At 49.7% G+C, this 17,947-nt stretch carries 20 protein-coding genes; 7 read left to right on the top strand and 13 right to left on the bottom strand.

All coding sequences use genetic code 11. The annotated features are described in order from the left end of the window. Together yoaE and OGV85_RS24580 are read right to left on the bottom strand one after the other, a co-directional pair. On the bottom strand, positions 1-1,560 hold the full coding sequence (gene yoaE / locus OGV85_RS16670; protein ID WP_003020999.1) for a CNNM family cation transport protein YoaE: 1,560 nt from the start codon (positions 1,558-1,560) through the stop codon (positions 1-3). Then, positions 1,548-1,706 (bottom strand): protein YoaL, encoded by a 159-nt coding sequence (locus OGV85_RS24580; RefSeq protein WP_370766360.1) that lies wholly within the window; start codon positions 1,704-1,706, stop codon positions 1,548-1,550. Before OGV85_RS24580 ends, yoaE begins: the two co-directional genes overlap by 13 nt. Positions 1,707-2,019: 313 nt before the next feature. On the opposite strand from OGV85_RS24580, the gene manX reads away from it, so the two are divergent. The 5 genes from manX to mntP all read left to right on the top strand — a co-directional run bounded on the left by manX (position 2,020) and on the right by mntP (position 6,223). After that, the gene (gene manX / locus OGV85_RS16665) at positions 2,020-2,982 is read left to right on the top strand and encodes a PTS mannose transporter subunit IIAB (RefSeq protein WP_003021002.1); all 963 of its coding nucleotides are present in this window, start codon (positions 2,020-2,022) and stop codon (positions 2,980-2,982) included. Between the two features lie 58 nt (positions 2,983-3,040). Continuing rightward, positions 3,041-3,841, top strand: coding sequence for a PTS mannose/fructose/sorbose transporter subunit IIC (locus OGV85_RS16660; protein ID WP_003021004.1), 801 nt, complete (start codon positions 3,041-3,043; stop codon positions 3,839-3,841). 12 nt (positions 3,842-3,853) lie between these two features. Then, the gene (locus OGV85_RS16655) at positions 3,854-4,705 is read left to right on the top strand and encodes a PTS mannose transporter subunit IID (RefSeq protein WP_008322630.1); all 852 of its coding nucleotides are present in this window, start codon (positions 3,854-3,856) and stop codon (positions 4,703-4,705) included. Between the two features lie 60 nt (positions 4,706-4,765). Beyond that, positions 4,766-5,224: a DUF986 family protein gene (locus OGV85_RS16650; RefSeq protein ID WP_003021010.1), complete on the top strand. Its 459-nt coding sequence runs from the start codon at positions 4,766-4,768 to the stop codon at positions 5,222-5,224. Between the two features lie 432 nt (positions 5,225-5,656). Then, positions 5,657-6,223 (top strand): manganese efflux pump MntP, encoded by a 567-nt coding sequence (gene mntP, locus OGV85_RS16645; protein ID WP_003021013.1) that lies wholly within the window; start codon positions 5,657-5,659, stop codon positions 6,221-6,223. Here mntP and rlmA read toward each other — a convergent pair. From rlmA to mgrB, 6 genes are all read right to left on the bottom strand, one after another. Beyond that, positions 6,220-7,029 carry a 23S rRNA (guanine(745)-N(1))-methyltransferase gene (rlmA, locus tag OGV85_RS16640; RefSeq protein ID WP_003841628.1) on the bottom strand — a complete coding sequence of 270 codons (810 nt, stop codon included), beginning with the start codon at positions 7,027-7,029 and terminating at the stop codon, positions 6,220-6,222. The genes mntP and rlmA overlap by 4 nt on opposite strands. Before the next feature lie 63 nt (positions 7,030-7,092). Continuing rightward, positions 7,093-8,838 (bottom strand): peptidoglycan DD-transpeptidase FtsI2/PBP3(PARA), encoded by a 1,746-nt coding sequence (ftsI2, locus tag OGV85_RS16635; protein ID WP_003021017.1) that lies wholly within the window; start codon positions 8,836-8,838, stop codon positions 7,093-7,095. A 219-nt stretch (positions 8,839-9,057) separates the two neighbouring features. Next, positions 9,058-9,267 carry a transcription antiterminator/RNA stability regulator CspE gene (gene cspE, locus OGV85_RS16630; protein ID WP_001062678.1) on the bottom strand — a complete coding sequence of 70 codons (210 nt, stop codon included), beginning with the start codon at positions 9,265-9,267 and terminating at the stop codon, positions 9,058-9,060. Positions 9,268-9,279: 12 nt separating this feature from the next. Then, on the bottom strand, positions 9,280-9,423 hold the full coding sequence (locus OGV85_RS16625) for a DUF2627 domain-containing protein (RefSeq protein ID WP_003034983.1): 144 nt from the start codon (positions 9,421-9,423) through the stop codon (positions 9,280-9,282). 636 nt (positions 9,424-10,059) lie between these two features. Continuing rightward, positions 10,060-10,344: a YebO family protein gene (locus OGV85_RS16620; RefSeq protein ID WP_032935398.1), complete on the bottom strand. Its 285-nt coding sequence runs from the start codon at positions 10,342-10,344 to the stop codon at positions 10,060-10,062. A gap of 74 nt (positions 10,345-10,418) precedes the next feature. Beyond that, positions 10,419-10,562 carry a PhoP/PhoQ regulatory lipoprotein MgrB gene (gene mgrB, locus OGV85_RS16615; protein ID WP_003034977.1) on the bottom strand — a complete coding sequence of 48 codons (144 nt, stop codon included), beginning with the start codon at positions 10,560-10,562 and terminating at the stop codon, positions 10,419-10,421. Between the two features lie 164 nt (positions 10,563-10,726). On the opposite strand from mgrB, the gene OGV85_RS16610 reads away from it, so the two are divergent. After that, positions 10,727-10,966, top strand: coding sequence for a YobH family protein (locus OGV85_RS16610; RefSeq protein ID WP_003034975.1), 240 nt, complete (start codon positions 10,727-10,729; stop codon positions 10,964-10,966). Between the two features lie 114 nt (positions 10,967-11,080). Here the strand turns inward: OGV85_RS16610 and kdgR are convergent, their stop codons facing one another. After that, complete coding sequence (gene kdgR, locus OGV85_RS16605) at positions 11,081-11,872, bottom strand: DNA-binding transcriptional regulator KdgR (RefSeq protein ID WP_003833778.1); 792 nt, start codon at positions 11,870-11,872, stop codon at positions 11,081-11,083. Between the two features lie 174 nt (positions 11,873-12,046). On the opposite strand from kdgR, the gene OGV85_RS16600 reads away from it, so the two are divergent. Beyond that, complete coding sequence (locus tag OGV85_RS16600; RefSeq protein ID WP_032935396.1) at positions 12,047-13,420, top strand: MFS transporter; 1,374 nt, start codon at positions 12,047-12,049, stop codon at positions 13,418-13,420. 46 nt (positions 13,421-13,466) lie between these two features. On the opposite strand, the gene htpX is transcribed toward OGV85_RS16600, so the two are convergent. The 4 genes from htpX to msrC form a co-directional block, all read right to left on the bottom strand. Beyond that, positions 13,467-14,348, bottom strand: a complete 882-nt coding sequence (gene htpX / locus OGV85_RS16595; protein WP_003034964.1) for a protease HtpX — start codon at positions 14,346-14,348, stop codon at positions 13,467-13,469. A 192-nt stretch (positions 14,349-14,540) separates the two neighbouring features. Beyond that, positions 14,541-16,589, bottom strand: a complete 2,049-nt coding sequence (gene prc, locus OGV85_RS16590) for a carboxy terminal-processing peptidase (RefSeq protein WP_003034960.1) — start codon at positions 16,587-16,589, stop codon at positions 14,541-14,543. Positions 16,590-16,608: 19 nt separating this feature from the next. Beyond that, positions 16,609-17,295, bottom strand: coding sequence for an RNA chaperone ProQ (gene proQ, locus OGV85_RS16585; RefSeq protein ID WP_061548575.1), 687 nt, complete (start codon positions 17,293-17,295; stop codon positions 16,609-16,611). A gap of 96 nt (positions 17,296-17,391) precedes the next feature. Next, entirely contained in the window at positions 17,392-17,889 is a 498-nt protein-coding gene (msrC, locus tag OGV85_RS16580; protein WP_003034953.1) for a free L-methionine (R)-S-oxide reductase MsrC, read from the bottom strand. Positions 17,890-17,947: the final 58 nt, after the last annotated feature.

Here is a 17,947-nt window from a genome sequence, read left to right as displayed (position 1 = left end):
TTACTCGTCTTCGTCGTGAGCGGGTTGTTCTTTAACAATGCGAACTAAATCCACACGATAGTCATTCGCTTCGACAATCGTAATGCTCAGCGGCGCGACCTCGATAACATCACCTACACGAGGAATATGACCGTTAGCCGCAATGACTAAACCTGCCACCGTAGCGATGTCTTCGTCTTCATTCACTAACGTATCCACGTCCAGCGCCTGTTGCAACGCATGCAGATCGGTACCGCCTTTGACCAACCAACCGCCTGCATCAGCTATAATTTCAGGCGTTTCATCGGCATCAGGGAACTCACCGGCGATGGCTTCTAATACATCCAGCGGCGTGACCAGACCCTGTACTACGCCAAACTCATTAGTGACGATAACAAAGCTACCGCGGGCACGACGCAGAACGCCTAACAGATTGATCGGGTCCAGCGTTTCCGGAACAACAATAGCCGGAGAAGCAGAGGCAATCGCCGCCACATCCACACCGTCTTCCAGCGCCACCAGCAGCTCTTTAGCACGCACGATACCGATGATTTCATCCAGTTCGCCACGGCATACTGGGAACAGGCTATGAGGTGACGAAAGCAACTGCTCGCGAATTTCCTCCACGCTCAGGTCTGCATCAACCCAGCTAATCTCCCCACGAGGCGTCATAATGCCGCGTAATGAACGCGACGCCAGTGAGAGTACGCCGTTGATCATATAGCGTTCCTCTTCTACAAATGCGCCTTCCGGGACGGGAACCGGTACCGGATTGTCGGATTCCATCTGCGCGCTGGCCTGACGTTTACCGCCCATCAGACGGAGAATCGCATCGGCAGTACGCGCACGCAATGGCAGCGTCGACTGGTGGCGAATAAAGTTACGACGGGCAATCTGGTTAAACAGCTCAATGATGATTGAGAAGCCAATCGCCGCATACAGATAGCCTTTCGGAATATGGAAGCCAAACCCTTCGGCAACCAGGCTCAGACCAATCATCAACAGGAAGCTCAGACACAGCACCACCACCGTCGGATGTTGGTTCACAAATCGGGTCAGCGGCTTAGAGGCCAACAGCATCACGGCCATGGCAATCACTACTGCCGCCATCATCACTGGCAGATGGTTGACCATACCGACCGCCGTAATCACAGCATCCAGCGAGAACACTGCATCGAGGATGACAATCTGCGTTACGACAACCCAAAAGCTCGCATACCCTTTCGTCTGCCCGGTATCATGTTCACGGTTTTCCAGCCGCTCATGCAGCTCTGTCGTAGCCTTGAACAAGAGGAAGATACCCCCCAGCAGCATAATCAGATCGCGCCCCGAGAACGCATAGTCCATTACCGTGAACAGCGGCTTTGTCAGCGTCACCATCCACGAAATCACGGACAACAGGCCCAGACGCATAATCAGTGCCAGTGACAAACCGATTAAACGCGCTTTATCTCGCTGTTTCGGCGGCAGCTTATCAGCCAGGATCGCAATGAAGACCAGGTTATCAATACCCAGAACAATTTCAAGAACGACAAGCGTGAGCAAACCCACCCAAATCTGCGGGTCCATTAATAATTCCATGACAAGCTCCTGCTTAAGGAATGACCAAACTGCGCGCTGAGGATCTCAGGCGTTAAAGCGATATGCAGAGAAAATTTGTGGCAAAAAGTGCCAATCTGACAGGCTTGATACGGCCTGAAGGTGAAATGACGTCGGTGACGATCCATATGGTGGGCTACTGCCCTATACTCCTGAGTAATTAAACAGATGCTAAACATAACAGAGAGAAGCGGTTTTTAGCAAAGATTTACCTTCCTTTGCAATAAGTTGTTTCGGAGATATTTTACCCTTCGAAATTTCTTTAAATCGGAAGTTAAATTACGGATCTTCATCACATAAAATATTTTTTTCGATATCTAAAATAATTCACGAAAATCATAGGTTTTTCTTTGTAACCCTTATCTGAATCGATTCGATTGCGGACGACGATTCAAATACATCTTCACGTTGATGTGTTAACGATAATAAAGGAGGTAGCAAGTGACCATTGCTATTGTAATAGGCACACATGGTTGGGCTGCAGAGCAGTTACTTAAGACGGCAGAAATGCTGTTAGGCGAGCAGGAAAATGTCGGCTGGATCGATTTCGTTCCAGGCGAAAATGCCGAAACGCTGATCGAAAAGTACAACGCTCAGTTGGCAAAACTCGATACCAGTAAAGGCGTGCTGTTTCTCGTTGACACATGGGGAGGCAGCCCGTTCAACGCTGCAAGCCGCATTGTCGTCGATAAAGAGCATTACGAAGTTATCGCCGGTGTGAACATTCCCATGCTGGTTGAAACCTTCATGGCGCGTGATGACAACCCGAGCTTTGATGAATTAGTGGCACTGGCAGTTGAAACCGGTAGCGAAGGCGTGAAAGCGCTGAAAGCCAAATCGGTTGAGAAAGCCGCTCCTGCCCCAGTAGCAGCACCCAAAACAGCAGCTCCCGCCAAACCGATGGGTCCGAACGATTATATGCAGATCGGCCTGGCGCGTATTGATGACCGTTTAATCCATGGTCAGGTGGCAACTCGCTGGACCAAAGAAACCAACGTAACACGCATTATCGTCGTCAGTGATGAAGTTGCCGCCGATACCGTGCGTAAAACGCTGCTGACTCAGGTAGCACCTCCGGGTGTGACGGCGCATGTGGTTGATGTCGCGAAAATGATCCGCGTCTACAACAACCCTAAATATGCAGGTGAGCGTGTGATGCTGTTGTTCACCAACCCAACCGACGTAGAACGTATCGTTGAAGGTGGTGTGAAAATTACCTCCGTAAACATTGGCGGTATGGCTTTCCGTCAGGGTAAAACGCAGGTAAACAACGCAATTTCTGTCGATGACAAAGACATCGAAGCCTTCAAGAAACTCAACGAACGCGGTATTGAGCTTGAGGCACGTAAGGTTTCTACCGATCAGAAACTGAAAATGATGGATTTGATTGCCAAGGTGAAATAATTTCCTGGCATTTACTTAGTTTTCACACTTAAGTCTGTATAGCAATAGGAGAAGTACAATGGAGATTACCACTCTTCAGATTGTGCTGGTGTTCATCGTCGCATGTATCGCGGGTATGGAGTCGGTACTCGATGAATTTCAGTTCCACCGTCCGTTGGTGGCCTGTACGCTGATTGGTGCCGTTCTCGGGGACATGAAAACCGGTATTATCATCGGTGGTACCCTGGAAATGATCGCCCTGGGCTGGATGAACATCGGTGCTGCGGTTGCACCAGATGCCGCACTGGCCTCAATTATCTCTACCGTTCTGGTTATCGCAGGTCACCAAAGCATTGGTGCCGGTATCGCGCTGGCTATCCCACTGGCAGCCGCAGGCCAGGTACTGACCATTATCGTTCGTACTATCACCGTAGCATTCCAGCACGCAGCGGATAAGGCGGCCGAAAACGGTAACCTGACGGCACTCTCCTGGCTGCATGTATCCTCTCTGTTCCTGCAGGCTATGCGTATCGCTATCCCAGCGGTAATCGTAGCGATTTCTGTTGGTACCAGTGAAGTTCAGAGCATGCTTAACGCCATTCCGGAAGTCGTGACCGGCGGTCTGAACATCGCAGGCGGTATGATCGTGGTGGTTGGTTATGCGATGGTCATCAACATGATGCGCGCAGGCTACCTGATGCCATTCTTCTACCTCGGCTTCGTCACCGCGGCATTTACTAACTTCAACCTGGTTGCTCTGGGCGTGATTGGCGCAGTAATGGCGATCCTCTACATTCAGCTGAGCCCGAAATATAACCGCGTAGCCGGTGCACCTGCTGCGGCGGCTGGCAATAACGATCTCGATAACGAACTGGACTAGCAGGTGAGCGAAATGGTTGATATGACTAAAACTACCACCGAGAAAAAACTCACTCCGAGTGACATTCGTGGCGTGTTCATTCGTTCTAACCTGTTTCAGGGTTCATGGAACTTCGAACGTATGCAGGCGCTGGGTTTCTGTTTCTCCATGGTGCCGGCTATCCGCCGCTTGTACCCGGAAAACAACGACGCACGTAAGCAAGCGATTAAGCGTCACCTGGAATTCTTTAACACTCATCCGTACGTAGCGGCTCCAGTACTGGGCGTTACGCTGGCGATGGAAGAACAGCGTGCAAACGGCGCAGAGATTGACGATGGTGCCATCAACGGTATCAAAGTTGGTCTGATGGGTCCGCTGGCAGGCGTCGGCGACCCGATCTTCTGGGGTACCGTTCGCCCAGTATTCGCCGCGCTCGGCGCAGGTATCGCGATGAGCGGCAGCCTGCTGGGGCCATTGCTGTTCTTCGTTCTGTTTAACCTGGTTCGTCTGGCAACCCGTTATTACGGTGTGGCATATGGCTACCGTAAAGGTGTCGATATCGTTAAAGATATGGGCGGCGGCTTCCTGCAGAAACTGACTGAGGGGGCGTCAATCCTCGGCCTGTTTGTCATGGGGGCATTGGTTAACAAGTGGACGCACGTAAACATTCCACTGGTGGTTTCTACTATCACCGGTCAGGATGGTCAGACTCGTGTTACCACTGTGCAGACTATCCTTGACCAGCTGATGCCGGGTCTGGTTCCTCTGCTGCTGACATTCGCCTGTATGTGGCTGTTGCGTAAGAAAGTGAACCCGCTGTGGATCATCGTTGGCTTCTTCGTCATCGGTATCGCGGGCTACGCTGTCGGACTGCTCGGCCTGTAAAACTGTTGTACATCACCGGGGGCTTGCCCCCGGTTTTTCTATTTAGAGGGTTGAGGATTCATGACTATCACGGACCTGGTGCTGGTTCTATTTATCTTTTCGCTGCTGGCGTATGCCATTTACGATCAGTTCATCATGCCCCGCCGTAATGGCCCTACTCTGCTTACTGTCGCCCTGCTTCCCCGCAGCAGAGTCGACAGCGTTATCTTCCTTGGCCTGGTAGCTATTCTTATCTACAACAACATCACCAGCCACGGCGCGCAATTTACCACATGGTTATTATGTGCACTGGTATTGATGGGTTTGTATCTGTTCTGGATCCGTACGCCAAAAATCATCTTCAAGCAGAAAGGCTTTTTCTTCGCCAACGTCTGGATTGAATATAACCGCATTAAAGAGATGAATTTATCTGAAGACGGTGTATTGGTGATGCAATTAGAACATCGAAGATTGTTGATTCGCGTACGAAATATAGACGATCTTGAGAGGATATATAAACTATTAATTTCAAATCAATAGCTTATAAATATAGCCTGAACTATGTTTTTATATATCAGTGTAAAAGCAAACATAGCCAAGGCTATATTTTATTGTCCTCAATGTTATTTATTTTAACGTTTTATTTATAAATAAATCTAAATGAAAATCGTTTTCAACTAGAAGTCAAATATTATTTCTGCGTTTCTTGTTTTATATTCTCAAAATATGTTAAGGTTGCGCCCGTCGTTGGGGAGTAGCCGATTTCCAGACTCCGGAAATGTACGTGTCAACATACTCGTTGAAAAACGTGGCGCGTACGGACTGAACTTACAGGTTTAGTCAGGCGAGACCATAGGCACATCAACTGCAATGCATATTTGAATGGCGCTGTATTTACAGTGATTCCAGCTTGTATGCATGGTTACTGGGGGCAGTGATGTGTTTTATGGATACCCCGGTCAGGACGCTGTTATGAATCTCACCGCTACCGTTCTTCTCGCTTTCGGCATGTCGATGGATGCTTTCGCCGCATCAATTGGCAAAGGCGCCACCCTGCATAAACCCAAATTTTCTGAAGCATTGCGCACCGGACTGATATTCGGCGCAGTTGAAACGCTTACGCCACTGATTGGCTGGGGCATGGGGATGCTGGCCAGCAAATTCGTGCTGGAGTGGAACCATTGGATCGCCTTCATTCTGCTGATCTTTTTAGGCGGGCGAATGATAATCGAAGGTTTTCGCGACAACGGCGATGAAGAGGAAGAACCGCAGCGCCGCCACGGTTTCTGGCTGCTGGTTACCACCGCCATTGCCACCAGTCTCGACGCAATGGCCGTCGGGGTGGGTCTGGCTTTCCTGCAGGTCAACATTATTGCCACAGCGCTGGCCATCGGCTGCGCCACATTGATTATGTCCACGCTCGGCATGATGATTGGTCGTTTCATTGGCCCAATGCTGGGCAAACGAGCTGAAATTTTGGGTGGGGTGGTGCTGATTGGTATCGGTGCCCAGATCCTCTGGGCACACTTCCACGGTTAATTCAGACGCTGCCAGACATGAATACTAAAGTCGGTCTGGCAGTCAAACGTCGTTTTCCCCGCTAACGTTTCCCACACTTCCGGCTTTGCCCGCCAGGCGAACGGCGTCATTTGCAGTAACGCAACGGCCTCGCTGCCCTGAAGCTGCATCTGATATCCCAGCGCAATGCTCTGTTGCAGAACAAAACCGTCCAGTTGCTCAGTATGGGGCGCATGCAAACGCACCTCATCATAAATCAGCCCTTTCAGTTCCATTAAATGACGCGGTCCCGGCGTGGCGGTGATCACCCATCCACCCGGTTTAACCACGCGAGCCAGCTCTTGCGCTTTACAGGGCGCATAGATCCGGATGATTGCATCCATTGACTCGTCTGCGAACGGCAGACGATGGCTGGAGGCAACGCAAAAGATCACCTGCGGATAGCGTCTGGCTGCGGCTTTAATTGCCACTTTGGAGACGTCAAGACCAAAGGTTGTACAGCCCGCCAGCGCGTCGGCAAACGCATGGGTGTAATACCCTTCCCCACAGCCAATATCCAGGATCGCTGCATCTTCTGAATTCGACTTTTCTTTAAGCACATTCACAATCGCATCACGCAACGGTTGATAGTGCCCTGCATCAAGAAATGCCCGTCTGGCTTGCATCATTTCAGCGCTATCACCCGGATCGCGCGACCGCTTATGCTGAACCGGCAGTAAGTTGACATACCCTTCTTTCGCCACGTCAAACTGGTGCCGCCCGGGGCAGACAAAACTGTTATTCGCTTGAGTAAGAGGCTGGTGGCAAAGAGGACAGGAAAACGACATGACAACTCCGGCAGGTGACTTAAGGGCGCAAGTGTAACGCGAATTGCGCCCAGGGAAAATAACTTACAGCGACGGCGAGGATACGTTACTGCCGTGCATCACCAGCAGATGATCAGAGTCGGCAGGCATGCCATCCGGTTTAACGTTCTCCAGACGCAGGACATCTCCCATTATCTGGCTGAAGACAGGCGCAGAGACAGCCCCGCCATAATAAGCACCGTTTTGCGGATTATTGATGACGACCACCAGTGCAAATTTCGGGTCGCTCGCTGGCGCAACGCCTGCCGTGTAGGCCACGTATTTATCGACATACTTACCGTCATCACCAATTTTCTTTGCCGTTCCTGTTTTAACCGCCACGCGATAATCTCTGACCGCGGCTTTAGTTCCCCCACCACCGGGTAACGCGACGCTTTCCATCATATGTTCAACCTGGTGAACCAGCGCCTCCGGCATCACTCTGGTACCGATTACCGGCGGGTCAATACGGGTAATCGAAAGGGGTCGATAGATACCAAAACTACCAATGGTTGCATATACGTGCGCCAACTGCAGCGGCGTTACCATTAATCCATAGCCGAATGCAAAGGTCGCGCGATCCAAATCGCTCCAGTAGCGGCGTTGAGGCATTAAACCGCTACTTTCACCGGTTAATCCCAGTCCGGTTGGATCGCCAAAACCAAAGCTCTTATAGGTATCCAGCAACTTTTGAACAGGCATAGCCAGTGAAAGGTGCGACACGCCGGTATCGCTCGATTTCTGCAAAATTCCGGTCAACGACAGCTCCGGGTAAAATCCGACGTCGCGAATGCGATGTCCATCAAGGTAAAAAGGATGGGTATCAATCACGCTGTCCGGTTGTACTATCCCCTGCTGGAGTGCAGTCATGATCACCAGCGGTTTAACGGTTGAACCGGGTTCAAACGTATCGCTTATTGCACGGTTACGAAAATCATCCAGTACCGCGCCCTCACGGTTATTGGGGTTGAAGTCAGGAAAGCTTGCCATGGACAGTATTTCACCGGTAGCAATGTTGACCAGCACTGCGGCTCCTGATTCCGCTTTATTCCACGTAACGGCATTGTCCAACGCATCTTCGGTGACCGTCTGCAGGCGCTCATCGATGCTGAGCTGTAATTGGTGTGCAGGAACAGGCGTGACTTCGGTGATATTCTCGATTACATGGCCAAATTTGTCTTTACGTACCAGACGGGAGCCAGGTTTACCCATCAACTGGTTATTAAAGCTTTTTTCCAGCCCTTCAATGCCTTGTCCATCAATGTTGGTAAAACCTATGAGATTCGCCGCTACGTGGCCAGCAGGATAGAACCGGCGGGATTCCTCGCGCAGGTTAATGCCTGGGAGATTAAGATCATCGACCCACTCAGCCTGCTGAGGGGAAATTTGTCGTGCCAGGTAAATAAAACGTCCGCCAGGATTACTGTTAACGCGTTCCGCCAGCGTACTCAGTGACAGATGCAGAGCCCTTGCCAGAGCCTGCCACCGTTCGTTATAACCCACGCCTCCCTTGCTGATGATGGTCTTAGGATCGGCCCATACGGCGTTAACCGGAACACTTACCGCCAGCGGTCGCCCTTCTCTGTCGGTAATCATCCCGCGCGGCGAGGCAATAGTTACCTCACGTAATGAACGCATGTCTTCCTGTTTCACCAGACTTGTCGGCGTGACAATTTGCAGCCATGCAACCCGACCCAGCAGCAATCCCAGACTCAATAATATTGCCACACAAAGCAGGGCAAAACGTACGGGAGTAAAATTGCGCGCGTCGCCGTCGTTTTTCTTTTTCACCTGAACTCCAGCAAGATAGTTTTTCAGGTGTCTGATTTAACGAGAAATGTCGTAAGAAAGCGGGGAAAACTATGCTACGAACATCACGCCTTTGCAACAAAGCGCTAATGGGAGGGCATTTAGAAATATTTAGACGTATTTTGAATTAAAAAGCCCCGCATAGGCGAGGCTTTATATCTGAGATGGTTGCGCATATGCGCTTCAAATCAGTGGTGTCGATCAGATAGCTGTTACGTTAACAGCAGCCGGACCTTTCTGGCCGTCCTGAATTTCGAACTCAACGTTCTGGCCTTCAGCCAGAGTTTTGAAGCCGTTACCCTGGATAGCGGAGAAGTGTACGAACACGTCTTTGCTGCCATCAGCCGGAGTAATGAAACCAAAACCTTTAGACTCGTTGAACCACTTAACTTGACCTTTAATCTTTGCCATTTGCAAAATTCCTTAGAGTATTTTCTTCGCCCGCAGGCATAACATAGATAAAACTGAGACATTACTGCTTGAGGCACTAATATAAGGTTCGGCAGAGAAGCGGTATTCAACGTCAACGTGTTTACTCAGGACTTCTTTACTGAAAATGCCACACATAAACAGAACTGTACCTCGTTTAACCCAAAACGTGTTATCACATACAACGTTAATAATGGCAAGCCATTTTTAAACGTGTCTCGATCGGTCGCACAAATCCTGTCGTTCATCAAACAGCAACTGCACAGTTATGCGCCACAGCGAGTGGTGTTATATTCCCGCCGCTCGCCCCACCCCCCGCCAGGCTTGCGCCATAGCCGGGACATTTCTACCATAGCTCAATAGCTTCGGTTGTTCCAGATTAGCTGTTACAGGGTGTGCCGAATATCATTTTTTATGCTTAGTAATGCATAAAATGTCACAAGCGTAAAAATGAGATCTGCCTTCTGCTTTTGCACCAAAATAATGAAAGAATGATGACAATGCACAAAAAAAGTAAGAGAAACGTTTCGCTGTTAATAAGACGATCGCTATCACAAAAATGACATAATCATATTTTTATCGTATGGGAAATTATATTTATATCAGACCGGGGATAATATATTAATTGGCTGGAGCATCTGAAAATACTGAGTTAACACGAGAATCAGAGTGCTAATTACACGACATGTGCAGAAGAAAATAATCTGGCATGTTGGCGACAGGATGAAACATCTGAGAACGTAAGCAACAGATCCTCACCCTGTCATACCGTTTTTACCGCTCAGCTACCAGGCGGATGATGTCATCATCTTCGTCCTTCGCTGTGACCACAGCAGGCTCTGCCGATTTTTCAGGTTCGTTAGCTTCGCAAAGGCGACGGAGCAATGCGTTCTGTCTTTTTTGCTGATCTAACAATGCTTCAAGCAACTCAATCTGCTCATTAGTACGCGAACTTGCCCTATTGACGAAAAACCACAGTACAAGCCCGACAACCAGAATCACCACCGATACAGCCAAAGACGCCAAACTCAACGCGCCAGAATTCAAAATTTCGTTCATTTCACCACCTCAATGTAGACAGCGTAGTTTACCACTGCCGCACAAGAAGGTAATCAACTGTGGCAAAAATGCGCTTACCAGGGAATAAATTTATTAATGGCACAAATACCGCTGAAAAATTGTACATCCTGATCGCACATGATGTTGAACACTTGCGCCCACATCAGTATGCATACCAGCACGACAACTATCAGCACTACCCAGCGAATTTTTTTCACTCCAGCTCCACTCTTCGAATCAACATCTTATGCCTATAAATTATCATGCGTTACCTAAACCCAGCGTTAACTGTATCGGCATTCAATCTTTTTAGGAATGATTCACTTGTTTCATCTCATGTACAGGCTAATCTAATAATAACGAGAAAAGATAAGAGGTTGTAATGCGTCTGATAATCCGCGCTATTGTGTTGTTAGCTCTGGTTTGGATCGGTTTATTACTGAGTGGCTACGGAATTTTGATTGGAAGTAAGGAGAATGCAGCGGGCCTGGGCTTGCAATGCCAGTATCTGACCGCCCGCGGAACCAGCACCGCGCAATACGTCCACACAAACAGCGGTATCATTGGCCTGTCGGATTGTCCCTTGTTAAGAAAAAGCACAGTCATTATTGATAACGGTTAATATAGCAGCAATACATCCGCTACGTTATTTGCACCAACTAACGTTATGACTGTTCATAAAAAACCCCAGATACAAAAATACCTGGGGTTTTTACCTTGACGCTATTACATCAGATTAGAACGGATAGTCGTTATAACCCATTTGTTCTGAAATTTTACGCGCAGCCGTATGCAGCATCGCCACATACTCGTGCAAACGTTCTTCTGAGAAACGTAGCGTCGGGAATGAAATACTCAAGCCTGCAATCACTACACCGAAACGGTCAAACACCGGTACACCGATGCAGCGCAGACCTTCTTCCTGTTCTTCGTTATCTTCACCGTAGCCCTGCTCGCGTACTTTATCCAGCAATACCAACAGCTCATCAGTATTGGTAATAGTACGGTCGGTGCTGCGCTTGTACTCAATACCATCCAGAATCTGCTTCACTTCATCGCGGTCACGCCATGCCAGCAGAACTTTACCGATAGCCGTGCTGTACAGCGGATTACGGCGACCTACGCGAGAATACATGCGCAGATTGTACATAGAGTCGATTTTATGGATGTAGACGATGCTGTCTTCATCCAGTGCACCAAGGTGCACTGTCTCTTTGGTCAGGCGCGAAAGTTCGCGCATCTGAATATCAGCGCTACGGATAAGATCGACGTTTTGTAACGCGCGAGCACCCAGCTCGAATAGTTTCAGGGTCAGTGAGTATTTCTCAGACTCCCCTTCTTGTGCCACATAACCCAGCGTTTTCATGGTCTGCAAAAAGCGATAAACGGTGCTTTTTGACATCATGACGCGTTGCGACAACTCGGTAATACCAATTTCGCGCTCTTCACCCAGCGCCTGCAGAATGCCAAAAACCTTCAGCACGGAAGATACAGAATCGGGTTGTTTATCCAGATCTGCGATTGCCATTTATCACCCCTTTCGAGTGTTTTATAAAAATCAGAACCGGTTTTTATTATAATTTCACGTATCAGCCCTCGCAATCGCTCTTTGCTTACTTAGTTACAAATCTGCGACCTAACGCCTGAATATCAATGCTAAAATTATTATTCTCATCATAAATTCCAACAGTATTGACTTCCTATGGAAAAAACTCAGACCGATGGTCTGCCATTGCCCCAGCGATATGGCGCAATTTTAACCATTGTTATTGGCATCTCTATGGCAGTACTCGACGGCGCAATAGCGAACGTTGCCCTCCCCACTATCGCCACCGATCTTCAGGCCTCACCCGCCAGCTCAATCTGGATTGTGAACGCCTACCAAATTGCGATCGTTGTTTCGCTGTTATCGCTCTCTTTTTTAGGTGATATGTTTGGCTACCGACGCATTTATAAGTGTGGTCTGGTCGTATTTCTGTTGGCATCGCTGTTTTGTGCCTTGTCTGACTCGCTGCATATGCTGACGTTAGCGCGCGTGGCTCAGGGGTTTGGCGGCGCGGCGCTGATGAGCGTTAATACGGCATTGATCCGACTCATTTATCCTCAGCGCCAGCTTGGCCGCGGGATGGGTATTAACTCCTTTATCGTGGCTGTATCCTCGGCAGCGGGTCCGACTATTGCGGCGGCAATTCTTTCTATTGCCTCGTGGAAATGGCTATTTCTAATTAACGTTCCATTGGGGATCATCGCCCTGCTGCTGGCTATGCGTTTTTTGCCACCCAATTCATCACGTAGCAATAAACCGCGCTTTGATCTGCCCAGCGCAATAATGAACGCCTTAACATTCGGTTTGTTGATCACGGCACTCAGCGGATTTGCACAGGGACAGTCGCTAAAACTGATTGGTGCTGAACTTGTGGGGCTTCTCGTAGTAGGGTTTTTCTTTATCCGCCGCCAACTCGCATTGCCAGTACCGTTATTACCGGTTGATCTGCTACGTATTCCGCTGTTTTCACTCTCTATTTGCACCTCAATCTGTTCATTCAGCGCACAAATGCTGGCGATGGTTTCCCTGCCCTTTTTTATGCAAACGGTTCTCGGACGCAGCGAAGTTGAAACGGGCCTGCTGCTGACGCCGTGGCCGCTGGCAACCATGGTGATGGCCCCACTGGCGGGATATTTGATTGAACGTGTTCATGCAGGTCTGCTTGGCGCGCTGGGCATGGCAGTAATGGCTTGTGGGCTGTTTTCTCTGGTGTTACTGCCCGCATCACCTTCCGATTTTAATATCATCTGGCCAATGATTTTGTGTGGTGCGGGTTTTGGCTTGTTCCAGTCACCGAATAATCACACCATCATCACCTCCGCGCCGCGCGATCGTAGCGGAGGCGCGAGCGGTATGCTCGGAACAGCGCGCTTACTGGGTCAGAGTACCGGGGCCGCACTGGTTGCGCTGATGCTAAATCAGTTTGGTGGCAGTGGAACGCACGTCTCGCTGATAACAGCGGGTATTCTGGCTTCGCTGGCCGCAATCGTAAGTGGCTTACGTATTACACAACCGCGAGTTCAGTCATAAAAAAAGCGCGTCTGTCGACGCGCTTTTTGTTGTTGTCTGCTGCAGATTATTTCAGGTACTCACCGCTGCGCAGCGCTTCAATACGTTTGTCCAACGGGGGGTGAGTCATAAACAGCTCACTCAGCGATTTGGATTTACCGTTGATGCAGAACGCCATCATACTGGTCGCTTCCTGCGGTTCATAGCTGGTTTTCAGGCGCTGCAGCGCGGCGATCATTTTTTCACGCCCCACCAGTTTCGCTGAGCCTGCATCCGCATGGAATTCACGATGACGTGAGAACCACATGGTAATGATGCTCGCCAGAATACCAAACACCAGTTCCAGCACCGTCGCCACCGCGAAGTAGATCAACGGGTTACCGTTGCTACCCTCACCCTCATCACGGTTTCCGCCCATAAAGCCAGCGGCAATTTGCGCCAGAATACGTGAGATAAAGATAACGAAGGTGTTTACTACCCCTTGAATGAGCGTCATGGTCACCATATCGCCATTGGCAATGTGGCTGATCTCATGCGCGATAACCGCTTCGGCTTCATCCGGGCTCATGTTTTGCAACAGGCCAGTACTTACAGCCACCAGCGAGGCATCCCGGCGGGCACCGGTCGCAAACGCGTTAATATCTGGCGCGTGGTAGATTGCAACCTGTGGCATAGCGATCCCGGCCTGGCGGGCCTGATTCGCAACTGTATTCATCAGCCAGCGTTCTCTTTCATTGCGAGGCTGTTCGATCACTTCCCCGCCAACGGACTTTAACGCCATCCATTTGGACATCAGCAGCGAAATGAAGGAACCACCAAAACCAAACAGCAGTGCCATGATCAACAAGCCTTGAACGCTGCTTGACTGGATCCCTGTCAGGCTCAATACCAGCCCGAAAACGACCATCACAGCCAGGTTCGTCAGCAGGAAGAGCGCGATTCGCATCATAATTTTCTTTTAACCTCAATTTAACAAAACGCACTATGCGATTACCCATATCGTATGGGTCTTATGACTATTTTCAAGCATCCATAGGTGCTAAGTCACCAGAAAGACACAACTTTACATTTTATCGTATCAGGCTGACGTCTTCATGCACTTGTTAAAAAAACAGGCACAATTTCTTGTGCCTGTTCGAGGTTATTGACTGGTTGCGGGCTGTTCCGCTGGCTTCTCTTTCTCAAGATGCGCCAGGTCGAGCGCGATTTTTACCGTTTCATCCAGGTACGGATCCGGCTCCTGGTAATCCTTCGGCAGATCGTCCAGTTTCTTCAATGGCGGTTTGCCTTCACGTTTAAACCGATCGTTGATACGCGCCAGACGCATTGCGTCATCTTCGTTATTCTCTTTTTCACGCTGAGCGTAATTCAGAGAAGCGATGTTGCGCTTATCCTTCATCGCATTGAAACGCGCAATGTCCTTCATGATGTATTGGAACTCAGGATCGTTCGCAATACGTGCATTGTGCTCTTTCAGCAATTCAGGTCCGAACGGCGTCAGATTATCTGACTTAGTGTAGGTCGCAGCATCAATGCTGTCCCACGGCAGTGCGTTATCTTCAAACTTCTCGCCGGTTTCAGTTTCTTCATTACCTGTCGGCATGATGATATCCGGCGTAACGCCCTTACGCTGCGTGCTGCCACCGTTTACACGGTAGAATTTCTGGATCGTGTACTGAACAGAACCCAGCGCTGGCCATTCCGGACGCAGCATCTGATCGTAAATACGGTTCAGGGAACGATACTGCTGGACGGTGCCTTTCCCAAAGGTCGGTTCACCAACGATCAACGCTCGGCCATAATCCTGCATTGCCGCAGCGAAAATCTCTGATGCTGAGGCGCTGAAGCGATCGACCAATACCACCAGCGGGCCTTTGTAGTACACAACGCCGTCGGTATCGCTGTCTTCACGCACTTTACCGTTATTATCACGAACCTGAACCACCGGGCCGGAAGGAATGAACAGACCGGAAAGCGAAACCGCTTCAGTCAGTGCTCCACCACCGTTAGTACGCAGATCGATGATAATACTGCTGACATTTTGTTTTTCCAGTTTCTGCAGTTGGACTTTGACATCATCAGTCAGGCCTACATAGAAGCCAGGAATATCCAGTACGCCAACTTTTTCTTTGCCAACGGTTTTCACGGACATTTTTACGGCGCGGTCTTCGAGACGAATACGTTCACGCGTTAGCGTCACGGTGCGCGTCTTGGTACCTTTACCGGCAGGCAGAATTTCAAGGCGTACCTTGCTGCCTTTAGGTCCTTTGATCAGTGCCACGACGTCATCCAGACGCCAGCCAATCACATCGACCATGCCCTTGCCCGTCTGCCCGACGCCGACAATACGATCGCCAACGCTGATCGACTTGCTCTTGGCTGCCGGACCACCTGCCACCATGGAGTTAATGACGGTGTAGTCATCATCCATTTGCAGAACCGCGCCAATACCTTCCAAAGACAAGCTCATTTCAGTATTGAACTGCTCGGTATTGCGCGGAGAGAGATAGTTAGTATGCGGGTCGATTTCACGGGCGAACGCTGTCATCGCCAGTGAGAACACATCTTCGCTGTTGGTCTGCGCCAGACGGCGAATCGCAAATTTGTAGCGGCGCGTCAGCGTTTCGCGAATTTCCGCATCGGTTTTACCGGTCAGCTTCAGGCTGAGTTCGTCAAATTTAACCTTGCCGTCCCACAGCGCATTTAGCTCTGCTTCGCTCTTCGGCCACGGCGCTTTACTTCGGTCGAGGTTAAACGTGTCGTTACCGGTAAAATCCATTGGACGTGCCAGTACGCTTAATGCGTACTGATAACGTTCAAATCGGCGTTTTTGCGCCAGATTATAGAGATCGTAAAAGACATCCAGCTTGCCGGTGCGCAGTTCATCGCCGAGGACCGTTTTCTTTTTTGCATACTGTTCGATATCGCTCGCCAACAGCACATTGTGGCTGTAGTCGAGCAAATTCAAATAGCGGTCAAAAATTTTTGCCGAAAACGCCTGATCCAGATCGAACTGGCGATAGTGTGATCGCGTAAAACGCGACGTCACACGTTCGCTTACCGTCGCATGCTGGGTTTCTTCCTTTAAAACGGGGATCTGATCGGCACGCGTGATATCTTCCACAGCAAGTGCCTGGCCTGCTAATGCAAGCAGACCAGCTAACGCAGTAAGCCTAAAAAAAGTGTTCATGCCAGGCCTGGCCTCCGTTTCAGAACACCAGGTGTTCTGCGCGTACAATCAAAGACATACCCGAATTCAGCTGTACACGGACGCCATCTTTGGTGATTTCTAATACGGTGGCATCCATCGCATTATTTCCTGCTTTCACCTTCAGAGACTGCCCTACCGTCAGTACTGAAATATCAGATACCGGGGTATGCTGTTCTTCGCGAGGAGCACGCGGTGCTTTTGCTGCTGGTTTTTCAGCGCGAGGTTTACGCTCTGCACCTTCTTTACGACGCGGTGCAGGACGCGGCTTACGCTCGCGACGCGTTGCGCCTTCTTTTTCACCGGCAGCAGCAGCCGCTTCGCGTTTTTTCGCCTGTTGCTCTGCGCGTTGCGCCTGAACACGGGCTTTAGCTTCTTCCAGCTGTTTGCGCGCATGTTCAACATGTTGTTCATCCAGCTCACCACAAGGGTTGCCGTCGAGATCAACACGCGTTGCGCCCAATTTAACGCCGTACAGATAGCGCCAGCTTGAAGTATAGAGACGTAAGGCAGAACGGAGCTGAGTCTTGCTGAGGTTCATTTCGCCCTCAACACGCTCTACCAGATCCTGAAAAATGCCAATTTTCAGTGGGCGCGCTTCGCCTTCCGCACTAAAACACTGCGGGAAGCGTTCGGCCAGAAACGCGATGACTTCTTTACTGCTATTCAACTTAGGTTGATTTTCCATGAAATTTCCTGATTACAACGGACGTAGCCAACAAGCGCAGGCATGAACAGGCGACATTATAATGACGTCATCAGTAATTGCTACGTTATCCGTTGATTATCCTGCGACGTGCGCAAAGAATTTTTTGTAATCCGTCGTTGCAAGCACGGTTTCAAGCTGTGCCACCAGTGTACGCAGACCTTGTTCATCTTCCTCAGTAAAGCGGCCAAACGCCGTGCTATCGATATCCAGCACGCCGATTATCTGATTTTCGACGGTGATTGGCAGGACGATTTCAGCGTTGCTGGCGGCATCACAAGCAATGTGCCCATCAAAAGCATGTACGTCCTCAATACGCTGAACCTGGTTCTGCGCCACTGCTGTACCGCACACACCACGCCCTACCGGGATCCGCACGCAGGCAATTTTGCCCTGGAAGGGACCAAGCACCAGCGTATCGTCCTCAAGCAGGTAAAAACCGGCCCAATTCACTTCTGCAAGACGCTCGTACAACAATGCGCTGGTATTCGCCAGCGTTGCCAGAAAACTGGTTTCACCTGCCATCAATGCCTGAAAATCACGGTTCAGATCCGTGTATAGCTCTATTTTGTTCATTATGTAATCACTTAGTTGTCTTACTTAAAACTGCAGCCTACTAAAATAAACATTAAAT

This window comes from Citrobacter sp. Cf132, assembly GCF_030333885.1.
Lineage (GTDB): Bacteria > Pseudomonadota > Gammaproteobacteria > Enterobacterales > Enterobacteriaceae > Citrobacter > Citrobacter freundii.
Note: the sequence above shows the minus strand (reverse complement) of the source record. Positions and strands in the feature narration are given on the sequence as shown.